Annotated in this window: 19 protein-coding genes; 14 read left to right on the forward strand and 5 right to left on the reverse strand. The window is 56.5% G+C overall.

The window, feature by feature from the left end; genetic code table 11:
- Positions 1–116: 116 nt before the first annotated feature.
- From C6362_RS12290 to C6362_RS04585, 5 genes are all read right to left on the reverse strand, one after another.
- Positions 117–194, reverse strand: coding sequence for a putative holin-like toxin (locus C6362_RS12290; protein ID WP_222705726.1), 78 nt, complete (start codon positions 192–194; stop codon positions 117–119).
- A 76-nt stretch (positions 195–270) separates the two neighbouring features.
- Entirely contained in the window at positions 271–1,494 is a 1,224-nt protein-coding gene (locus tag C6362_RS04570) for a molybdopterin molybdotransferase MoeA (protein WP_014015574.1), read from the reverse strand.
- 2 nt (positions 1,495–1,496) lie between these two features.
- Positions 1,497–2,057, reverse strand: a complete 561-nt coding sequence (locus tag C6362_RS04575) for a 4Fe-4S dicluster domain-containing protein (protein WP_014015575.1) — start codon at positions 2,055–2,057, stop codon at positions 1,497–1,499.
- Between the two features lie 3 nt (positions 2,058–2,060).
- Positions 2,061–4,253 carry a formate dehydrogenase subunit alpha gene (gene fdhF / locus C6362_RS04580; RefSeq protein WP_080596481.1) on the reverse strand — a complete coding sequence of 731 codons (2,193 nt, stop codon included), beginning with the start codon at positions 4,251–4,253 and terminating at the stop codon, positions 2,061–2,063.
- A gap of 120 nt (positions 4,254–4,373) precedes the next feature.
- Positions 4,374–5,402, reverse strand: coding sequence for a molybdopterin-guanine dinucleotide biosynthesis protein MobB (locus tag C6362_RS04585; protein WP_014015578.1), 1,029 nt, complete (start codon positions 5,400–5,402; stop codon positions 4,374–4,376).
- Positions 5,403–5,565: 163 nt separating this feature from the next.
- Between C6362_RS04585 and C6362_RS04590 the strand changes: the two genes are divergently transcribed.
- The 14 genes from C6362_RS04590 (at position 5,566) to C6362_RS04655 (ending at position 19,281) form a co-directional block, all read left to right on the forward strand.
- Positions 5,566–5,943 carry a winged helix-turn-helix domain-containing protein gene (locus C6362_RS04590; protein ID WP_014015579.1) on the forward strand — a complete coding sequence of 126 codons (378 nt, stop codon included), beginning with the start codon at positions 5,566–5,568 and terminating at the stop codon, positions 5,941–5,943.
- A gap of 6 nt (positions 5,944–5,949) precedes the next feature.
- A complete protein-coding gene (locus C6362_RS04595; RefSeq protein WP_014015580.1) occupies positions 5,950–6,969 on the forward strand; it encodes a molybdopterin-binding protein in 1,020 nt (339 codons plus the stop codon).
- A gap of 8 nt (positions 6,970–6,977) precedes the next feature.
- Entirely contained in the window at positions 6,978–7,475 is a 498-nt protein-coding gene (moaC, locus tag C6362_RS04600) for a cyclic pyranopterin monophosphate synthase MoaC (protein ID WP_014015581.1), read from the forward strand.
- Positions 7,465–8,442: a GTP 3',8-cyclase MoaA gene (moaA, locus tag C6362_RS04605; RefSeq protein WP_014015582.1), complete on the forward strand. Its 978-nt coding sequence runs from the start codon at positions 7,465–7,467 to the stop codon at positions 8,440–8,442. Before moaC ends, moaA begins: the two co-directional genes overlap by 11 nt.
- A gap of 3 nt (positions 8,443–8,445) precedes the next feature.
- Positions 8,446–9,381 (forward strand): MOSC domain-containing protein, encoded by a 936-nt coding sequence (locus C6362_RS04610; protein WP_014015583.1) that lies wholly within the window; start codon positions 8,446–8,448, stop codon positions 9,379–9,381.
- A 41-nt stretch (positions 9,382–9,422) separates the two neighbouring features.
- Positions 9,423–10,271, forward strand: a complete 849-nt coding sequence (gene modA / locus C6362_RS04615) for a molybdate ABC transporter substrate-binding protein (protein WP_232501483.1) — start codon at positions 9,423–9,425, stop codon at positions 10,269–10,271.
- A gap of 12 nt (positions 10,272–10,283) precedes the next feature.
- Positions 10,284–10,955 carry a molybdate ABC transporter permease subunit gene (gene modB / locus C6362_RS04620; protein WP_014015585.1) on the forward strand — a complete coding sequence of 224 codons (672 nt, stop codon included), beginning with the start codon at positions 10,284–10,286 and terminating at the stop codon, positions 10,953–10,955.
- Positions 10,952–11,992 (forward strand): sulfate/molybdate ABC transporter ATP-binding protein, encoded by a 1,041-nt coding sequence (locus C6362_RS04625; RefSeq protein ID WP_014015586.1) that lies wholly within the window; start codon positions 10,952–10,954, stop codon positions 11,990–11,992. Before modB ends, C6362_RS04625 begins: the two co-directional genes overlap by 4 nt.
- A 5-nt stretch (positions 11,993–11,997) precedes the next feature.
- Positions 11,998–13,053, forward strand: a complete 1,056-nt coding sequence (locus C6362_RS04630) for an XdhC family protein (RefSeq protein WP_014015587.1) — start codon at positions 11,998–12,000, stop codon at positions 13,051–13,053.
- Complete coding sequence (gene yqeC / locus C6362_RS04635) at positions 13,050–13,709, forward strand: selenium cofactor biosynthesis protein YqeC (RefSeq protein ID WP_014015588.1); 660 nt, start codon at positions 13,050–13,052, stop codon at positions 13,707–13,709. The genes C6362_RS04630 and yqeC overlap by 4 nt, the downstream gene beginning before the upstream one ends.
- A complete protein-coding gene (locus tag C6362_RS04640; protein WP_014015589.1) occupies positions 13,706–14,311 on the forward strand; it encodes a nucleotidyltransferase family protein in 606 nt (201 codons plus the stop codon). Before yqeC ends, C6362_RS04640 begins: the two co-directional genes overlap by 4 nt.
- Before the next feature lie 226 nt (positions 14,312–14,537).
- Complete coding sequence (locus C6362_RS04645; protein ID WP_014015590.1) at positions 14,538–16,016, forward strand: amino acid permease; 1,479 nt, start codon at positions 14,538–14,540, stop codon at positions 16,014–16,016.
- 567 nt (positions 16,017–16,583) lie between these two features.
- Positions 16,584–17,267: a 7-cyano-7-deazaguanine synthase QueC gene (gene queC, locus C6362_RS04650; protein WP_014015591.1), complete on the forward strand. Its 684-nt coding sequence runs from the start codon at positions 16,584–16,586 to the stop codon at positions 17,265–17,267.
- 28 nt (positions 17,268–17,295) lie between these two features.
- Positions 17,296–19,281 carry a M13 family metallopeptidase gene (locus C6362_RS04655; protein ID WP_014015592.1) on the forward strand — a complete coding sequence of 662 codons (1,986 nt, stop codon included), beginning with the start codon at positions 17,296–17,298 and terminating at the stop codon, positions 19,279–19,281.
- Positions 19,282–19,463: the final 182 nt, after the last annotated feature.

Consider the following 19,463-nt stretch of genomic DNA (forward strand, 5'->3'; position numbering starts at 1 on the left):
TTTGTTATAATATAAAAAGAGATAGCTTGATGGTGGTGCATCGGCTTTCCCTGTTGATTTTGTAGGTTGAAGAAAACCGTGTACCGCTGGTATGCGGTTTTTTTCAGGTTACAATGTTATTTGCAAACTGAAATGATCAATACGACAAGCGTAGCAAAAGCAATCATCAATGATAATGCTTCGTATACTTTCATAAAGCTCACCCCGCTTTCGCGAGGAAAACCGAATCATCAAGCTATCTCTGGAAATAGTTTATTATAAATTTATAAATTACGGAACCGCTTTTAACAATATTATTTCGATGGGAGTGCCCTTTGGCAATGGGGGCGTTCCTTTTTTTATGTATGCCAAGGCGTTGGTATGGGCGAGGCCAAGCAGGGCGCTGGACGTCAAGGTCGTATTGGGCGTAAAGACGGGCTGACCCTGTTCGTAGGTCAGGAGACCTTGGACGAAGCGGTCGACAGGGTTCTGCTTGTGAATCGCGTCGCCCAGGCGGCAGGTAATTCGGGGAAATTCGCAGGCCCTTTCGCCATTGAGGCGGCGCAGGATGGGCACGGCCAGGAGGTGGAAGGCGTTGAACGAGGCCGACGGATTGCCGGACAGGCCGAGGATGAGTATCCTATGGCCATTATCGTCGATGACGCCGCCGTAAGAGGCCGAGCCGGGCCGCATGGTGATGCGGTTGTAAAGCTGGACGGCACCGAGGGCTTCGTAAATCTGGGGCATCGTGTCATAGAGACCGACGGAAACGCCGCCAGTGCTGACGATGAGGTCCTTGCCCTGAGCCAGGCGGCGGACGGCAGCTATTTCATCGGCCAGGTCATCCGGGCCGTCGGATACGTGATAGAAGGTGACGGCTGCGCCGTACTGTTCCAATAAAGACTGGAAGAGATAGGCATTGGAGTTGTAAATCTGGCCGTCGTGCCGCACTTCTCCGGGCATGACCAGTTCCCTGCCGGAGGTCAGGAAGAGGACCTCTGGTTTGGCATAGACGGGAAGCCGGTCATTTCCCAGGCCCACGGCGACGGACAGGGCGCCGGCTGTGAGCTTGGTCCCAGCCGGGATGATGATGGCGCCGGGCTTACATTCTTCGCCTACAGGGATGATGTTGCTGCCGGGTTTTATGGTTTCTGTCACTTCTATACGGGTCCCGCGGTGATCGACGCATTCCTGGGGGATGACCGTATCGCAGTCGCCGGGGACGGCGCAGCCCGTCATGAGGCGTACAGCCTGTCCAGCGGCGACGGGGCCTTCGTAGACGATGCCGGCGCCGATAGTGGCCACGACTTCATAGGTGGTTCCTTCATGACTATGGATGGCGTAGCCGTCGAAAGGCGATTTGCGGTACGGCGGATAGGCATGGGCCGCCGTAATGTCCCGGGCTGTGATGCGGCCCAGGGCCTGGTCCGGTGTAACGTATTCGATTTTCGCTTTATAGGAAGGCAAGGCGCCGTCGAGACGGCGCCTTGCTTCGGTAATCGTAACGATTTCCATGGTTATGGCTTTCCTTTTTTCAATGCTTTTTCATAAGCTGCCTGCGTTTTGGCGGCTTCTTTTTGTGCCTTCAATTTAGCCCGCTGGGCGGCGACGACAGCCGGGTCGAAGAGACTCAGGGCTTCCGTCGGGCAGGCGGGGATGCAGGCCGGTTCTCCCGTTTCTGTGTTGGCGCAGAGGTCGCATTTATAAGCGACGATGCGGAAGGGGCGGCCTTTGGTGTCACCGTGGTAGATCTTGGTCATGTTGATGGCCTGGAAGGGGCAGGCACGGGAACATTTCCCGCAGCCCCGGCAGGCATCTTCGTCGATGACGACCGAGTCCGGCCCCAGGGAGATGCAATGGAAGGGGCAGGCTTCCATGCAGCGCGGCTTCGGGCATTGCTGGCACTGGACGGCTTTGGTGACCTTCGACGTGTAAACGACATGGACCCGCGGTGTGAAGTCGAAGCTCTTCGGCTTGAGGGCGAACAGGGCCTTGCCCGTATGGCTGGCCACACAGGCGGCCATGCAGGTCTTGCAGCCGATGCAGAGTTCCGGGTCTGTCTTGACGTGTTTAAACATCGTTTACACCTCCTTTACTTCAATGCCCATGCGGGCGCGGATGGCGGCGTATTGCGCTTTTACATCGCGTTCGGCCTGTTTCTGGTCGTCGATTTTTTCGACGCGGCAGGCACAGTATTTAAATTCCGGCGTATGGCTCTTCGGGTCCAGGGCTGCTGACGTCAGTTCATTGCAGGCGCCGATCCACCACTGGTAGGTCATATACGTAGCCCCCTTGGATACGCGGTCTGTTTCCTGGCAGCGGGTGATGGTATGGCCCCGCTTGGAGACGACGCGGACCAGGTCGCCGTTGGCGATGCCCAGTTCCTGGCAGTCTTCCGGGTTCATCTGGATGTAGCCCGGTTCATCGGCCAAATCGGCCAGGAGGCGGCAGTTGCCGGTCATGGTACGGACGGAGTAGTGGCCGACTTCGCGGACTGTCGACAGGGACAGGGGGTATTCGGGACTTTCCAGCTCTTTGGCCGGGGTCCAGGGATAGTAGTAGAAATGGCCTTTGCCGTCAGCCGTGGCGAACTGGGCGTCTTTATGGAGATACTGCGTCCCCGTGTCGTCCGGGCTGTCTTCCGTACAGGGCCACTGGACGCCGTGGTTCTCGACCATTTTTTCATAGCTGGCGCCGGCGAATTTCGGGCACAGGGAGCGCATTTCATCCCAAATCTGTTCGGTGTTGTCATAGTGCATGGGATAGCCCATGGCCGTTGCCATGAGGCAGAGGATTTCCCAGTCCGTCTTGCAGCCCGGCTGAGGTTCGATGAGCTTGCGGACACGCTGGAAGCGGCGGTCGCAGGCCGTGTATACGCCGTTGTGTTCGCCCCAGGCCGTGGCCGGGAAAACGACGTCGGCATATTCGCAGGTCTTGTTGAAGAAGATATCCTGGACGATGACCAGGTCGATGGCCGACAAGGTGCGGCGGATTTCCGGCAGGTCCGGGTCGGACTGGGCCGGGTCTTCGCCGATGATGTAATAGGCATGGATCCGTTTTTTCGGGTCCGGTTCGCGCAGGACTTTATCCGGTACGTAGGTCAAGGGCAGGCCGACATGGGCCGGCAGGGAGACGCCCCAGGCCCTTTCGAATTTATGGCGGATCGCGTCATCGGTCACATCCTGATAGCCGGGATACTGGTTGGGCAGGACGCCCATATCGCAGGTCCCCTGGACGTTGTTCTGGCCGCGGACGGGGCCGACGCCGGTGGCGTAATGACCGTAGTTGCCGGTCATGAGGCTCAGGTTGGAGCAGGCGATGACACATTCGACGCCTTGCGAGAACTGGGTGATACCCATGCCCCAGAGGGTCATGGTGTGCTTGGACGAGGCGAACAGGCGCGCAGCCCGGCGGATGTCGCCGGGGTCGAGATGGGTTGCCGCAGCGACGGCTTCCGGAGCGTATTTTTCCTGGGCCACTTCTTTGGCATAGTCGGCAAAGCCTGTCGTATGCTTTTCGATGAAATCGTGGTCGACCAGGTCTTCCGTGACGATGACATGGGCCATGGCGTTGAGGAAGAGCATGTTCGTGCCGCCCTTGATAGGCAGATAAATGGTGGCGATGCGCCCTGTTTCTGTCAGGCGCGGATCGACACAGATGATCTTGCAGCCCTTCTTCTTGGCCCGGACGATATGGCGGGCGACGAGGGGATGCGAGACCGGCGCGTTATAGCCGATATCGAAAATGACTTCTGCATCTTCGAGTTCGGGAACGCTGAAAGACATAGCACCTTCACCGACGGACTCACCGAGTCCGGTAACCGATGGAGCGTGTCAAATGCGGGCGCAGTGGTCGACATTGTTCGTACCGACGACGGCGCGCATGAATTTCTGGGTAATATAGGCGGCCTCATTGCCGGGACCGCGGGCCGAACCGGCGCCCATGACGGCATCCGGGCCGTATTCCTTGATGATTGCCTTGAGGCGGGTCGCAGCGTATTTGATGGCTTCCTGCCAGGATACTTCGACGAGGGGCGTACCCTTGCCGTTTTTGCGGATCATCGGTTTACGGATCCGCTTAGTCAGGATCTGAGGGTCGTTCAGGTAGTCCCAGCCGTACAGCCCTTTCAGGCAGAGACGGCCTTCGTTGTTGACACCGCGCGGCGAGCCTTTGGCTTCGATGACCCGGTTCTCTTCCGTGTCGACCGTGCAGGTGATGACGCAGCCTGTGCCACAGTAGGGACAGACGGTGTCTATTTTTTTATAGGCACACATAGTAACACCTCACTTAAAAATAAACTGGAGATTTTTAGTATACCACGGATAAGATATACTTTACTAGTCTCAGTGTAGGACTTCTTTTGTGGAGGTGCAAGGAAGAAAAGAACAAAACGATTATATCGCCGACGAACGGTAGCCCGTGAGGAATAAGATGTCATCGACCAGTGTCCCGGTGTCGGCCTGTGTCACGTCGATCCGCGGGAATGGTCCGTGGCTGCGGCTTTCGACGAGGACCAGGTCGGCCAGCTGCTGCTGGGACAGGGCGAGGATATAGTCTTCTTTCGACAGGCCTTCGGGGACATCGGCCGGGCCGCAGAGACAGACCGAGACGGCGCCGGCTTTTTGGGCCCGGTCCGTGTCGGACCCAATCTTTTGGCGGGTGACGATATGGTGGGTGCTCTTGATATAGGCGACCTGGTAGCCGCGCCGCGTCAATTCAGCAATGGCTGCCGTGGCGGCTGTCGTCTTGCCGTCGCCGGAGTCCGGGGCTGTCAGGGTGACGACCGGGACTTGGCGGCAACTGTTGGCATCGCGCCCTTTGGCGGCTTCATAAGCTTCGGGCGTATTGATGTTGAGGTATAAGGCAGGCCGGAAGGATTCATCCACGTAGGCTGCCGGCACGGCCTGGTAGAGGCGGCGTAAGCGGTATTCGCCCTTTTGCAGATGGTCCGCGACGGCCGGCAGGAGCTGGCGGCTGTATAAGGCGGCCAAGGGCTGGTCCTGCTTGTTTTCGGTCCTGGGAATGACAGCCAGCAGGTCAGGCTGGTGCCGCAGTAACTTGACTAGGTCCGGGACGGGGGCAAAGTTGTAAAAGGGAAGGTCGACAGAGAGGACCAGGTAGAACTCGCTGGTACCACTGTGCAAAGCGGCTTCCAGGCCGCCTAAGGGGCCGCAGCCGGGATAACTGTCCGCGACGAGATGGACCGTGCGGCCTAATTTCGCAGGCAGCTCATGCGGTGTATAAGGCCGATTGATGGCGATGATGCGTTCTGAAAAAGGATAGGCCTGGCTGCGCAGGAGCTGGTCTGTCAGCAAATCCGTGTCATGCCAGGGAAGGCCTGCCTTATCGCGGCCCATCCGGGTGCTGAGGCCGCCAGCCAGGACAATCAGGCCCAGTGACGGGGAACGACGTGTTTTTGACATCCTATCACATCCTTTACACATAATAAGTACATTATAACATGATGAGTACTGACGGATATACAATTACAAAAAAAGTATGGCCAGCTAACAAATTTTCATGTATAATAAGTTTAAGTACAATCGTTATTTTCAGATACGAATAACGCTTGAAGGAGGTGGGGTTATGGCCAAAGAGAAGCTGCACTGCAAGGTGACGCTGTGTCTCCTGGGGGATAAGCGGGCTTTTGGCCCCGGCGTGGCAGAACTGCTGGACGGTGTCCGCCGTCACGGTTCCCTGCAGGGGGCAGCCCGGGAAATGGCGATGTCGTACTCCAAGGCCTGGACGATCATGCGTAATGCTGAGGCCATCTGGGGATTTCCCCTCATCCGCCGTTATGTCGGCGGCAAAGACGGCGGCCGGTCGGTCCTGACTCGGCAGGCTGAGATCATCCTGGCCCGGTATGAACAGATGGATGAAGCCCTGCACGCCATGGCAGACCGTCAGTTCCAGCAGTGGTTCAATGACGATGAACTGCAGAAATTACAAACAATGGAAGGATAGATAGTTATGAAAATGATGAAAACCGAAGAGGCTGTCGGCCATGTCCTCTGCCACGATATTACCCAGATCATCCGCGGCGTCACCAAAGGCCCGGTCTTCCGCAAGGGCCATGTGATTACTAAGGAAGATATCCCGGTCCTGTTGTCTGTCGGCAAGGACCACGTCTACATCTGGGAAAAGGACGATACCTTGCTCCATGAAGATGAAGCCGCGGCCATCCTGCGCGATATCTGCCTGGGGACGAATATGCATGGCAGTGAGCCGAAAGAAGGGAAAATCGAACTCATCGCCGATTGCGACGGCGTCCTGACCATCCGGCGCGACGGATTGAAAGCCGTCAATTCTTTGGGAGAAATGATGATTGCCACCCGCCATGGCGGCTTCCCGGTCCGTAAGGGCGATAAACTGGCCGGTACGCGCATCATTCCCCTGGTCATCAAGAAGGATAAGATGGCAGCGGCTAAGGAAGCGGCCGGTCCGGCACCGCTCCTGGATGTCCATCCCTTCGGTCAAAAAAAGGCCGGCGTCGTCACGACGGGTAATGAAGTCTTTCACGGCCGCATTGAAGATACGTTTACGCCGGTCATCGAAAGCAAGCTGGCTGAATACGGGGCCGTCATGGCCATGCACACGACCTTGGCCGATGACCCGGCGGCCATCACGGCGGCTATCCAGGATATGCTGGCTCAGGGCATGGATATGGTCTTTTGTACCGGTGGCATGAGCGTCGACCCCGATGACCAGACGCCGCTGGCCATCAAGAATACCGGTGCCTGCATGGTTTCCTACGGCGCTCCGGTCCTGCCGGGAGCCATGTTCCTCCTGGCCTATGCCGGCGACGGCCGCCCCATCGTCGGCCTGCCGGGCTGTGTCATGTACGCCAAGCGGACGATTTTCGACCTCGTCCTGCCGTCACTCATAGCCGACGTCCCGGTAACGGCAGAAGACCTGGCCGGTCTCGGTGAAGGCGGCCTGTGCCTGAATTGCCACGTCTGTACCTTCCCGAATTGCGGTTTTGGAAAGTAGGTGGTCTGGTGAACAAGTTTACTCATATCGACAGTAAGGGTGATGCCGTCATGGTCGACGTCAGCGGCAAGGCGATAACGGCCCGGACGGCTGTGGCCTGCGGCCGTATCGCCATGAGCCGTGACTGTTATGAAGCCGTCAAAGCCGGCGCCATGAAAAAGGGCGACGTCCTCGGCGTGGCCCGCATTGCTGGCATCATGGGAGCTAAGCGGACGAGCGACCTTATTCCACTCTGCCATATCCTAAATTTGACTAAATGCGGCGTCGAATTTATGTTCCATGACGATACCTCGGAAATCGAAGGCCGGTGTACGGTCAAATGCGATGGCAAGACGGGCGTCGAAATGGAAGCCCTGACGGGTGTATCCGTGGCCTTGCTGACGGTCTATGATATGTGCAAGGCCGTCGATAAACGCATGTGTATCAAGGATATCCACCTCGTCGAAAAAATCGGCGGCAAGAGCGGCCATTTCCAATATGACGGAGGGAAAAAGCATGAAGGATAAATGGGGTCGGACGATTGACTACCTGCGCCTGTCCCTGACGGACCGCTGTAATCTGCGCTGCCGTTACTGTATGCCTGAAGCCTTGGACAGTGTCGGCCATGACGCGGTCCTGCGCTATGAAGAAATGATGCTCATCTGCCGGGCGGCTCTGGCTTTGGGCATCGACCGTTTCAAGATTACTGGTGGTGAACCGCTGGTGCGGAAGGGGGCCGTATCTTTTATGCAGTCTCTTAAAGACATGGACGGTGTCCGTTCCGTCACCATGACGACAAATGGCCTTCTCTTATCGGCAGTGCTGCCCGATTTGGTACGCTTCGGCATTGATGGCATCAATGTCAGCATAGATACTCTCGATGCAAGCCAGTACGCTTGCTTAACAGGCGGCGGAAATTTGTCTGTCCTATTACAAGCTTTGAAAGAAGCCATATCTCAGCGTGTAAACATCAAAGTAAACGCCGTCTTGCTGGCGGAAACGCGGAATCAGATTTTGCCATTGGCGGAACTAGCCCGAACATATCCTATCGATGTGCGTTTCATCGAACTCATGCCCATCGGCTTCGGGACGACCTTGGACGGCATATCGGAAGCCGAAGCCTTGTCCCTTCTGGTCCGGGCCTATCCTGATTTGGCCGCGACGGGAGAACGGCGGGGCAATGGGCCGGCTTCGTATTACCAGAGCCGGTATCTGCAAGGCCGTATCGGCTTCATTGCCGCCAATACACATGGTTTCTGCTCGTCCTGTAACCGCCTGCGCCTGACGAGTACGGGCTTTTTGAAACCTTGTCTTTGCTATGACGACGGCGTCGATTTGCGGGCTATTGTCCGCAGCGGCCAACGTGAAAATCTTATTTTTCAGGAATTGCAGCGGGCCATAGCCGGCGCTATTTACGAAAAACCGGCGAAGCATTGTTTTGCTGAAAAGAATCATATTAGTGAACATAAAACGATGAATCAGATCGGAGGATAAAAAATGGGAAAAGTCCATGCTGTTTGTATCAGTACGATTCGCGGCATTGCCAAACAGGCTGTGCCAGAAGGTAAATTCGTAGTAAACTGGGGCATCGAAGGCGATGCGCATGCGGAACACTGGCACCGCCAGGTCAGCCTGCTCGGTTTGGAATGTATCGAAGCTTTTCGCCGCCGCGGCGGTAACGTGGAATTCGGTGCTTTTGGCGAAAATCTCGTCGTCGACGGCTTCCATTTTTCGTCCCTCCCTGTCGGGACACTGCTTCGCTGTGGGGATGTCCTCTTGGAAATCACTCAGATCGGCAAAGAATGTCATAATCACTGTGCCGTCTATGAAGCTGTCGGCGACTGCATCATGCCGAGAGAAGGCGTTTTTGCCCGCGTCCTCGAAGGCGGTATCATCCGCCCTGGCGACAGGATGGTCGAAGTGCAGCGAAAGGGGAAACGGCCTTATCAGGCTGCTGTCATCACCTTGTCGGATAAAGGCAGTAAAGGATTGCGGAAGGATACTAGCGGTCCCCTGATTGCCCAGCGGTTGGAACAGGCTGGTTTTGAAGTCATTGAACAGATTCTCCTGCCCGATGGCAAAGGGCCGCTAGAACAACAATTCTGTCGACTGGCCGACCAGCGCCAGGCCGACCTCATCTTGACGACAGGCGGTACGGGCTTTGGCCATCGCGACGTCACGCCCGAAGCGACGCTGGCCGTTGCCGACCGCCAGGCACCGGGCATTGCCGAAGCTATCCGGGCGGCTTCCATGAAGATTACGCCGCGGGCCATGTTGTCCCGGGCTGTCAGCGTCATCCGCAAGAAGACCCTGATCATCAACCTGCCCGGCAGCCCCAAGGCCTGCCAGGAATGTATGGATGTCTTCCTCGATACGATTCCTCATGGCCTCGATTTGCTGCGCGGTGAAGTCCGGGATTGCGGTCGCAAGTAAATATAGATAAACTAGTTTACTTTGCGTAAAGGAGATGCATGATGATGACGTGGAAAAAAGTAGTCACAGCGGTCTTGGCCGGGACCCTGGCCTTTGCCCTGGCCGGCTGCGGGCCGGATAAGAAGAGCGACAAGGCTGGCGGGAACGGCGATAAAGTCCATCTGACGGTCTTTGCGGCGGCCAGCATGACAGAAACGATGAACCAGATTGCTGACCAGTATCAGAAAGAACATCCGGATGTGGAAATTTCCTTTAACTTCGATTCGTCGGGGACATTGAAGACGCAGATCCAGAACGGCGCCGACTGCGACCTCTTCATCTCGGCAGCCCAGAAGCAGATGAACCAGCTCGACGCCTCGAAAGACGCCAATGCCAATCCGGACAAGCTGGACTTCGTCAAGGACGGCAGCCGCGTCGACCTCTTGGAAAATAAAGTCGTCCTGGTGACGCCAGAAGGCAATCCCAAGGGTATCCAGGATTTTGCCGATATGGCAGCGAAATTGAAGGACGGCTCTATCCGCCTGGTCATGGGTAACAGCGATGTCCCTGTCGGCCAGTATACACAGAAAATCTTGAAGTTCTACCATCTCGATGAACAGGACATCGCCCAGGCCGGCCACATCACGTATGGCTCGAATGTCAAAGAAGTGACGACCCAGGTCCGCGAGGGCAGTGCCGACTGCGGCGTCATCTATGCGACCGATGCTTTCAGTGCCAAATTGAAACCCGTCGACGAAGCGACGAAAGCCATGTGCGGCCAGGTCATTTATCCGGCGGCCGTCATGAAGAACAGCAAGCATCCGCAGGAAGCGCAGTCTTTCCTCGATTACCTCAAGGGCCAAGAAGCCATGACGGTTTTCCAGCGCGTCGGCTTCAGCCCCGTCGGCTAAGGATGGCTGCTTATGGACTGGTATCCTCTCTGGAACAGCCTGCGAATTGCCGCTATTTCCTGCGTCCTCGTCTTCTTTAGCGGTCTTGCCCTGGCATATTACGTCGCCCGCCTGCCGCGGGTCCTCAAGGGGCTCTTCGATGTCGTCCTGACGTTGCCCCTGGTCCTGCCGCCGACGGTCTGCGGCTGGCTGCTGCTCCTGGTCTTTGGCTTGAAGCACCCGGTCGGCATCTTTCTCAACGACGTGGGCATCCGCTTCGTCATGACCTGGTATGGCGGCGTCCTGGCGTCGGCTGTCGTCGCCTTTCCCCTCATGTACCGCACGGCCCGCGGGGCCTTTGAGAGTTTCGATGAAACCCTGGCCTGGAGCGGTAAGACCCTAGGCCTGTCGGATACGTTCATTTTCTGGCGCATCCGCCTGCCCTACTGCAAGCAGGGCATTATCGCCGGGACGGTCCTGGCCTTTGCCCGGGCTTTGGGTGAATACGGGGCGACGAGTATGCTCATCGGCTATATTCCCAAGAATACGGCGACTATTTCGACGACGGTCTACCAGTTATGGCGGACCAATGACGAGTACAGCGCCTTCATCTGGGTCCTGGTGAACCTCGCTATCAGTGCCGTCGTCCTGCTGACAGTCAATCTCTTTGAAAAGCGCAGCCGCGAAAGGAGACACCTGGCATGATCGAACTGGATATCCATAAACGCTGGGGGTCTTTTTCCCTCGACGTGCAGCTTCGCCATCAAGGTGGCATCCTCGGCCTTCTCGGCGCTTCGGGCTGCGGCAAGAGTAAGACCTTGCAGTGTATTGCCGGCATCGAAAGGCCTGATGCCGGGAAAATCGTCGTCGGGACGCGGACTTTTTTCGACAGCGAACGGCAGGTCAACGTCCCTGTCCCGCAGCGGCGCGTGGGCTATCTGTTTCAGCACTATGCCTTATTTCCCAATATGACCGTCGAAGAAAATATCCGCTGTGGTGTCCGTACGGCGTCGCCGAAAGGAGAAGCCCGCCAGCAGGTCCGGGATATGATGGAACGACTGCGGCTGACGGGACTGGAAAGGCAGAAACCGGCTGAGTTATCCGGCGGCCAGCAGCAGCGCGTCGCCCTGGCCCGCATCTTGGTCAATGAACCGGACATCCTGCTCCTGGATGAACCGTTCAGCGCCCTGGACAGTTATTTAAAAGAAAAAGTCATGACCGAACTCAAGGACTTATTACAGCAATTCCCGAAAGACGTCGTCCTGGTAACGCACAGCCGCGATGAGGCCTATCAGCTCTGTCAGGCCATTGCCGTCCTCGATGACGGCTGCGTATCAGCCTGTGCGCCGACGAAGGAGCTCTTTGCCGACCCCAAGTCTCGGGCGGCGGCGGTCCTGACGGGATGCAAGAACATCGCAGCAGCCCGCAAGGCTGGGGCGGATACGGTCTTTGTCCCGTCGTGGCAGGTGACCTTACAGACGGGACGGCCCGTTGGCGACGACCTCTGCGCTATCGGCATCCGCGGCCATGCTTTTCACGGCGGTGACGGCGAAAATGCCCGGCCCATCGTCGTGACTGAAGAAATCGAACAGCCCTTTGAATGGATCGTCAAGTTCCGCTATGCCGGTCAGACGGCGGGGGCACAGGCTCTCTGGTGGCGCTTTGCCAAACCGGAACGGCCGGCTGTCCTGCCGGATCGGTTATCTGTCAGGGGCGAAGATATTTTACTCTTATACAGGTGATATTTATGGAAACTTTATTTGACCGACTTTATCATGAATTACAGGCCGGCCAGCCGGCTGTCCTGCTGACCGTCGTCGCCAGCCAAGGGTCGACGCCGCGGGGCATCGGCAGCCATCAGGCCGTCTTTGCTGACGGGACGACGGCCGGTACCGTCGGCGGCGGCTATCAGGAATACTTGGCCATCCAGGCCGGGAAACAATGCCTGGCCCAGCAGCAATCGGCTTTCCGCCGCCTCATCCTCCATCCCAACGACGAAGAAGACATCAACGCGGCCTGCGGCGGCGAATTGACTGTGTTCTGCCAATATCTCGACCCGGCTGAACCGGGGCTGCTGGACCTGCTGTCAGTCATCCTTCAGGCCCTGCGCCAGCAGACGGCGTCGTGGCTGGCTCTCGATGTCAGCGATGAAAGGCAATGGGGCATGGCCCTGGTACGGGAAGGGGCTGTACAAGGCTGCGGCCAGATGGGCTCCTTGCAGGCTGTCGATGCCGCCTGGTGCCGGCAGAACGTAGCCGGCATGGCCGGCGACGGCCAGCGCCGCTGGTATAGTGAACCTCTGGCCTATCCGGGGCGGGTCTTCATCTTCGGCGGCGGGCACGTTTCCCAGGCCCTGGTCCCGGTCCTGGCCAGTATCGGCTTTTCCTGCACCGTCGTCGATGACCGGGCTGAATTTGCCGACCCGGCCTTATTCCCGCAAGCAGAAGCCGTCTATGAGGCCGATTATGAGGCCCTTCCGGCAGACCTGGGCGTGACGCCGGACGATTATGTTTGCATCATGACCCGCGGCCATGTCGGCGACTACGATGTCCAGCGCCAGATGCTGGCTATCAAGCCCTATTACCTCGGCGTCATCGGCAGCCGCCGTAAACTGGCCTTTGTCAAAGAAAAGCTCCTGGCCGACGGATTTACGGCCGCAGAAATCGACGCCTGCCACGCGCCGATCGGCCTGGCCATTTCGGCCGTGACACCGGCAGAAATCGCCATCAGTATCGCGGCGGAACTCATTGCCATCCGGGCCAAGCGGGAAGGCCGAGAAAAGAGCCGCTACCACAAGCCATGACGGCAGCGGTCTATACGTATATCGGGGCTGGCGGTAAGACCACGTCGATTTACAGCCGGGCCCGGCAGGAACAGGAGGCAGGCCGGCGCGTGGCTGTCGTGACGACGACCCATATGATGCGGCCGGACCGATGGTTTGTCCCGGCTGATTTGCCAGCAGGGTGGCAGGACCCGTGGCAGCGCGACGGCATCGTCGTCGTCGGGCAGGACGGAGCGGATGGGAAAATTACCTGGCCTGGAGACGACGTTTACTTTCGTTTATGCACGGCAGCTGACGTCGTCCTCGTCGAAGGGGACGGATCGCGGCGCCTGCCCCTGAAGGTCATGGGACCCCATGAGCCGGTCATTCCAGCCAATACCTGCGAAGTGCACTGCTTGGCCGGGCTGTCTGCCCTGGGCCGACCGGTCCGGGACGTCTGTTTCCGCTGGGAGCTCTTGAATCTGGATCCGGAAACGGTCGTGACCGAACGCCTCCTGGCCTATATCGTGGAAGCCGGCTGCCTGGCCCGTATCGGAGACTGGAAAGACAAGACGACCGTCGTCCTCAACCAGGCCGATGACGAGGCACTGTGCCAGGCAGGGAAGCGGATCTTGAAGAAGCTGTCCCGGCCGGGGAAACTGACGGCGTATCCAGCAGAAATGAGGGAATCGAAATGAAGATAGCATTGATCTTGATGGCGTCCGGCTTTGGCCGGCGCTTTGGCGGCCATAAATTAGAAATACTCGTTCATGGCCGCCCTTTATATACGTATGGAATGAAAAGTCTGTGTCAGGCGGCACAGGCTTTTTTGCCATGTTCCGGCATCGATTGCCAGGTGACCGTCGTGACAGCCCATGCGGCCATTGCCTCGGCCTGCCGGGATCAGGGCATCGACGTCGTGTGGAACGACCAGGCCGGTGAAGGCATGGCGGCATCGCTGCGCTGTGCTGTCGAAGCCTGTCATGACGCCGGCGCCTGGGCCTTTTTTCCAGCCGACCAACCCTTGCTGACGTCAGAGACGGTTACCGATTTTCTCCGGCAGTTCCTGGCCTCGGGTGCACCTTTGGGCTGTATGCATAACGGCGAACGCCGTTGCAGTCCCGCTATTTTCCGCCGTATTTATGGGCCGGAATTGCTTCGGTTGCACGGTGATACTGGCGGGCGCCAATTCCTGCGCAGTCCCCAGACCTGGGTTTATCGGCCAAAGAAGACGGATGAATTATTTGATATAGATTACCAGAAAGATTTAATCTTTTTAAATAAACAAGGATTAAAATAACTATGATTAAAGTGTATTAATATTATATTTTAGACGAACTTTTGAATTGAATATATTTTTGTTATTTTTAAATTTAAATATAAAAATATAATTAAATAACGATAAAAGCTTTACAAATTAAAATGAACGAGTATAATAAAAGGCAGTTGAACGATTGACCGGCAGATTATTCCGTCAATCCATAGGGGAGTCAACGATACTTTACAATCATAAGGGGAGAGGTTCTATGACGAAACACATCTTTAGAACCAAAAGTATCAGTGAGTTTATTTCGGAAACGAAACAAGACGGCGGTATGAACCGCGTCCTCGGTACTTTTGGCCTGACTATGCTCGGTATCGGCGCTATCGTCGGTACAGGCATCTTTGTCCTGACTGGCGTTGCCGCTGCCAACTATTCCGGTCCTGCACTCATCATTTCATTTATCATTGCAGCGTTGGCCTGCGGCTGTGCCGCCCTTTGTTATGCTGAATTTGCCGCCATGGTCCCAGTTGCCGGCAGTGCCTATACCTATGGGTATGTCGCTCTCGGTGAATTTTGGGCCTGGGTCATCGGCTGGGACCTGATACTAGAGTACGCCTTTGCTGTATCAGCCGTCGCCATTGGCTGGTCCGGGTATTTCAATAATATCCTGACCAATTTGGGCATCGTCCTGCCGAAAGCTTTGACACTGGCTCCGTATGACGGTGGTATCGTCAACTTGCCGGCTGTCCTCATCCTCTGTGTCATCGCCTTCATCAACATTCACGGCGTCCGCCAGAGTGCAACTGTCAACAACATCATCGTTGCCATCAAATTAGCTGTCGTCGCCTTGTTCCTGGCTTTAGGCTTCAGCCATGTCGATGCAGCCAACTGGGTTCCCTTCATGCCTTATGGCTGGTCGGGTGTCTTTGCCGGCGCATCCATCATCTTCTTCGCTTACATCGGTTTCGATGCTGTTTCTACGGCGGCTGAAGAAGTCAAGAATCCGCAGAAAGATTTGCCCCGCGGCATCATCTTGTCGCTCATCATCTGCACGGTCCTGTACATCGCCGTATCGGCTGTCCTCACCGGGATGGTTCCGTACCTCGAATTTAAGACGACAGCGGCTCCGGTTGCTTTCGCTCTCCAGGCCGTCGGCTATCATTGGGGCGCTGCAGCCATTTCCGTCGGCGCTATTTGCGGCCTCACTTCGGTCCTCCTGGTCATGAGTTTTGGCCAGAGCCGTGTCCTCTTCGTTATGTCCCGTGATGGATTGCTTCCGAAATTCTTCGGTCATGTCCATCCGAAATATAAGACTCCGGCCCGCAGCTCCCTGCTGGTCTGCGTCGTTACCGCCATTACGGCCGGCTTCCTGCCCATCAACATCGTCGCTGAAATGACCAATATCGGCACGCTCTGTGCCTTCATCATCGTTTCGGCTGCGGTCATCGTCCTTCGCAAGAAGAACCCGAATCAGGAACGCGCTTTCAAATGTCCGCTCGTTCCCTTGGTTCCGCTCCTGGCTATCGCCTTCTGCGGTGTTCTCATTTACATGCTGCCCCTGGTTACACAGATCCGCTTCGTCGTATGGCTCTTGTTAGGCCTGGCCATTTACTTCGGCTATGGCTATAACCACAGCATCATCTCCCAGGCTCGCCGCGGTCAGCTCGGCGCAGCTCCCGTCCCGGGCGCTGTTGCACCGGCTGAACAAGCTGCTCAGGAAGGCCATCCGGCGAATCATTAATCCGCTTTCCAATCCAATACCAATACAGAAAAAGGCTGTCACTCTGTGACAGCCTTTTTCGATGTTAAAAATGCCCCAAGCGGGGTTTTGTAGGGGACGTCCTGAAAGGCGTCCCGCTGTGATATTCGGCCATAGCCTTATTCTGGTATAATGGTAGGCTTTTGCGAGCCACGAACCACGAGCCACTGCTTTTCCTCGGACTCAGATGCCGCTACGCGGCGACAGACTCAAACTAACAACGACGCTTCGGGAAACCCTCAGCGCGCAGCGGGACGCCCTTTGGGCGTCCCCTACGGATGCGGCGTTCCGCGGCGACAGACTCAAACTGACAACGACGCTTCGGGAAACCCTCAGCGCGTAGCGGGACGCCCTTTGGGCGTCCCCTACGGATGCGGCGTTCCGCGGCGACAGACTCAAACTGACAACGACGCTTCGGGAAACCCTCAGCGCGTAGCGGGACGCCCTTTGGGCGTCCCCTACGGTATCGCATATAGGCGATGGAGCCACGAGTCACTGATTCTGTGTTATACTATGGGGTATATAGTTTATCATAAAGGGGGTCTCCACATGAAGTGTGTTGTGTTGCTCAGTGGCGGCGTCGATTCTACGACGTGTCTGGCCATGGCTTTGACGAAATATAAAAAAGATGATGTTTTGGCGCTGACGGCTTATTACGGTCAGAAACATGCCAAGGAATTGGAAGCGGCCCGTAAGGTAGCGGCGCATTACGGGGTGCAACAACAGGAAGTCGATTTATCTCAGGCTTTCTCTTTGAGTGATTGTTCTCTTCTCCAGGGCAGTCATAAGCCAATCGCCCATGAATCCTATGCCGATCAGCTGGCTAAAAAAGGCGGCGAAGGGACCGTCGATACGTATGTGCCTTTCCGCAATGGCTTATTCTTATCCTTTGCAGCTGCTGTAGCCGTCAGTGTCGGTGCCGAAGTCATTTATTACGGTGCCCATGCCGATGATGCCGCCGGGCGGGCTTATCCGGATTGCACGCCGGAATTTGAAACGGCCATGAATACGGCCATTTATGAAGGTTCTGGCCGGACCTGTCATCTGGAAGCGCCGTTATTGTCGTGGAACAAGGCGGGTGTCGTCAAAGAAGGGCTGCGCCTGGGAGCCCCTTATGAATTGACCTGGAGCTGCTATGAAGGCGGCGATACCCCTTGCGGTGTCTGCGGGACCTGCCGCGACCGGGCGGCTGCTTTTGCCGCCAATGGCGTCAAGGATCCGGCATTGCCGTGAAAGACTGAAACGGGGAGGCATATTAAATATGAAATATAAAGTGAAGACGCGGCTGACGACGATGGTCCTGCTGGCCCTCATGGCTTTTGGGACGGTCAGCGCCAGTGAAGCCGTGTCTGAAAAGGATAATTTTTATCAGGCCGTCAATGGCCAGACTTTAGCGACCAAGAAAATCCGGCCGACGGAAGCGTCATGGTCCTGGTTCTCTGAACGGTCTTTGGAAAATAAACAGGCTTTAGGCAAGGAACTGGAAGCTGTCGCGGCCAAGGAAGGCACCTATGCCAAGGGGACGCCGGAACAGAAAATCGCCGACCTCTATGCCTGTGCTATCGACAATAAGCAGCGCAACACCACGGCCCGTGCCCATTTACAGGAACTGACGGGGCCCATCGAAAAGGCCCGGACCCTGCCGGAATTGACGGCGGCTTTGCAGGCTGTCAGTGCCAAGACGGGTACGGATATCTTCGTCGGCTATACTGTCGACCGCCTGCCGACAGGCCTGCGCTATGTGCCGCGCATCTTGACGGTGACGCCGTCCTTTACGCGGGATGAACTGGAAAAGGAACCTCAGCCCGGTGCCTGGAAGGCGTATCGGGAGTACGTCGCCCATATCCTTCAGGAAGCCGGTGAAACGCCGGATGAGGCGACGGCACACAGCCAGGCCATCTTCGATATGGAAAAGGGTTTGGGGCCTCATTTACTGACGAGTGAACAGCGCAACGATGTGACCGTCCAGAACCGCCTGATGTCGCGGGGAAAATTGGAAAAACTCATGCCCAACATGGGTGGCAGGACGGTCCTGACTAACTTGGGCCTGAATAAAGAAAAACAATTCTTCTTATCTAATCCGGACTATTTGCAGCAATTCGACGCCCTTTATGTCCCTCAGAACCTCGATTTGCTCAAGAGTTACGCCGTCTATCAGGTTTACAGCGGCTTTGCGCCCAGTGCGGATATTAAATTGCGGGACTTGCAGCGCAATTACGCCCTCCAGCGTTTCGGCATCGCTCAGGCCCGGGACGACAAGGAAACGGCGAGCCGCATGATCCAGAGCATGTTGTCTTATGAGTTTGGCCAGATTTACATGAAGAACCATTGTACGGCGGCCATCATCAACGACGTGAAGAACATGGTCAACGAAATCCGCAATGTCTATAAACTGCGGCTGGAAGCCAATAATTGGCTCAGCCCGGAAACGCGCGGCAAGGCTGTCGATAAACTTAACAGCCTGCGTGTCTTTGTTGGAGGCCCTGCTGCCGATGACAAGCCGATCATCGAAAGTATGCCTGATGTCATTTCCCCGAAAGACGGCGGCGACTTACTGGCCAATGTCATGCATAACGGCGTCCTGGAGAAACAACAGGTCCACGCCCTGTTGGGAAAGGAGTTCAATCCCGATAAGTGGTATGCCTTTGATCCCCAGGATGTCAATGCCGCCTACATTCCGGAAAACAACAGTATCACCATCCCGGCCGGCATCCTGCAGCCGCCGTTTTATGATGCCAAGGCTTCGCGCGGTGCCAATCTGGGCGGCATCGGCGTCGTCATCGGGCATGAAATTTCCCATGCCTTTGACCCGAACGGCAGCAAATACGATAGTGAAGGCCGTCTGAAGAATTGGTGGAACAAGAAGGACTACGAAGCGTTCCAAAAATTATCCGCTGCTTTCGGCCCTTATTACGATAGCTATACCCTTGGCAAAGGACTCCATGAAAATGGCAAGCTCGTCAGCAATGAAGCTATTGCCGACTGCGGCGGCCTGTCCGTCGCGACAGAATTGGCCCATGGCGATGAAGGGACTTTGCGCGACCTGTATCGTACCTTCGCTACGGTCTTTGCCACTAAGATGACGGACCAGCTGCTGCTCTACCTGGTCCAGAACGATCCACACCCGACGGGAGAAGCCCGCGTCAACGGCGCCCTGTCGGCGACCAATGGCTTCTATACGGCCTACGGCATCCAGCCCGGTGACGGCATGTATGTCGAACCGCAGAAGCGCGTCCATTTGTGGTAGAATTTTCGTGGCTCGTGGCTCGTGGCTCGTGGTTCGCAGGGTGTCCTTGTTATGGCGGCCTGCGAACGGCGACCTGCGGCCTGCGTTCTCATAAAGTATTTACACAACTAATCCTTGCATTATCTTTGGGAATACGGTACAATCGCAGTGAGCAATAGCTGTATATTGCACTAGTGGGACAA

This window comes from Megasphaera elsdenii DSM 20460, from assembly GCF_003010495.1.
Classification (GTDB): domain Bacteria; phylum Bacillota; class Negativicutes; order Veillonellales; family Megasphaeraceae; genus Megasphaera; species Megasphaera elsdenii.

Excerpts from the sequence above, each read along its gene's own strand:
- C6362_RS12290 (WP_222705726.1), bottom strand. The coding sequence starts at position 194 with ATGAAAGTATACGAAGCATTATCATTGATGATTGCTTTTGCTACGCTT.
- C6362_RS04570 (WP_014015574.1), bottom strand. The coding sequence starts at position 1,494 with ATGGAAATCGTTACGATTACCGAAGCAAGGCGCCGTCTCGACGGCGCC.
- C6362_RS04575 (WP_014015575.1), bottom strand. The coding sequence starts at position 2,057 with ATGTTTAAACACGTCAAGACAGACCCGGAACTCTGCATCGGCTGCAAG.
- C6362_RS04585 (WP_014015578.1), bottom strand. The coding sequence starts at position 5,402 with ATGTCAAAAACACGTCGTTCCCCGTCACTGGGCCTGATTGTCCTGGCT.
- C6362_RS04590 (WP_014015579.1), top strand. The coding sequence starts at position 5,566 with ATGGCCAAAGAGAAGCTGCACTGCAAGGTGACGCTGTGTCTCCTGGGG.
- C6362_RS04595 (WP_014015580.1), top strand. The coding sequence starts at position 5,950 with ATGAAAATGATGAAAACCGAAGAGGCTGTCGGCCATGTCCTCTGCCAC.
- moaA (WP_014015582.1), top strand. The coding sequence starts at position 7,465 with ATGAAGGATAAATGGGGTCGGACGATTGACTACCTGCGCCTGTCCCTG.
- C6362_RS04610 (WP_014015583.1), top strand. The coding sequence starts at position 8,446 with ATGGGAAAAGTCCATGCTGTTTGTATCAGTACGATTCGCGGCATTGCC.
- modA (WP_232501483.1), top strand. The coding sequence starts at position 9,423 with ATGATGACGTGGAAAAAAGTAGTCACAGCGGTCTTGGCCGGGACCCTG.
- modB (WP_014015585.1), top strand. The coding sequence starts at position 10,284 with ATGGACTGGTATCCTCTCTGGAACAGCCTGCGAATTGCCGCTATTTCC.
- C6362_RS04625 (WP_014015586.1), top strand. The coding sequence starts at position 10,952 with ATGATCGAACTGGATATCCATAAACGCTGGGGGTCTTTTTCCCTCGAC.
- C6362_RS04630 (WP_014015587.1), top strand. The coding sequence starts at position 11,998 with ATGGAAACTTTATTTGACCGACTTTATCATGAATTACAGGCCGGCCAG.
- yqeC (WP_014015588.1), top strand. The coding sequence starts at position 13,050 with ATGACGGCAGCGGTCTATACGTATATCGGGGCTGGCGGTAAGACCACG.
- C6362_RS04640 (WP_014015589.1), top strand. The coding sequence starts at position 13,706 with ATGAAGATAGCATTGATCTTGATGGCGTCCGGCTTTGGCCGGCGCTTT.
- C6362_RS04645 (WP_014015590.1), top strand. The coding sequence starts at position 14,538 with ATGACGAAACACATCTTTAGAACCAAAAGTATCAGTGAGTTTATTTCG.
- queC (WP_014015591.1), top strand. The coding sequence starts at position 16,584 with ATGAAGTGTGTTGTGTTGCTCAGTGGCGGCGTCGATTCTACGACGTGT.
- C6362_RS04655 (WP_014015592.1), top strand. The coding sequence starts at position 17,296 with ATGAAATATAAAGTGAAGACGCGGCTGACGACGATGGTCCTGCTGGCC.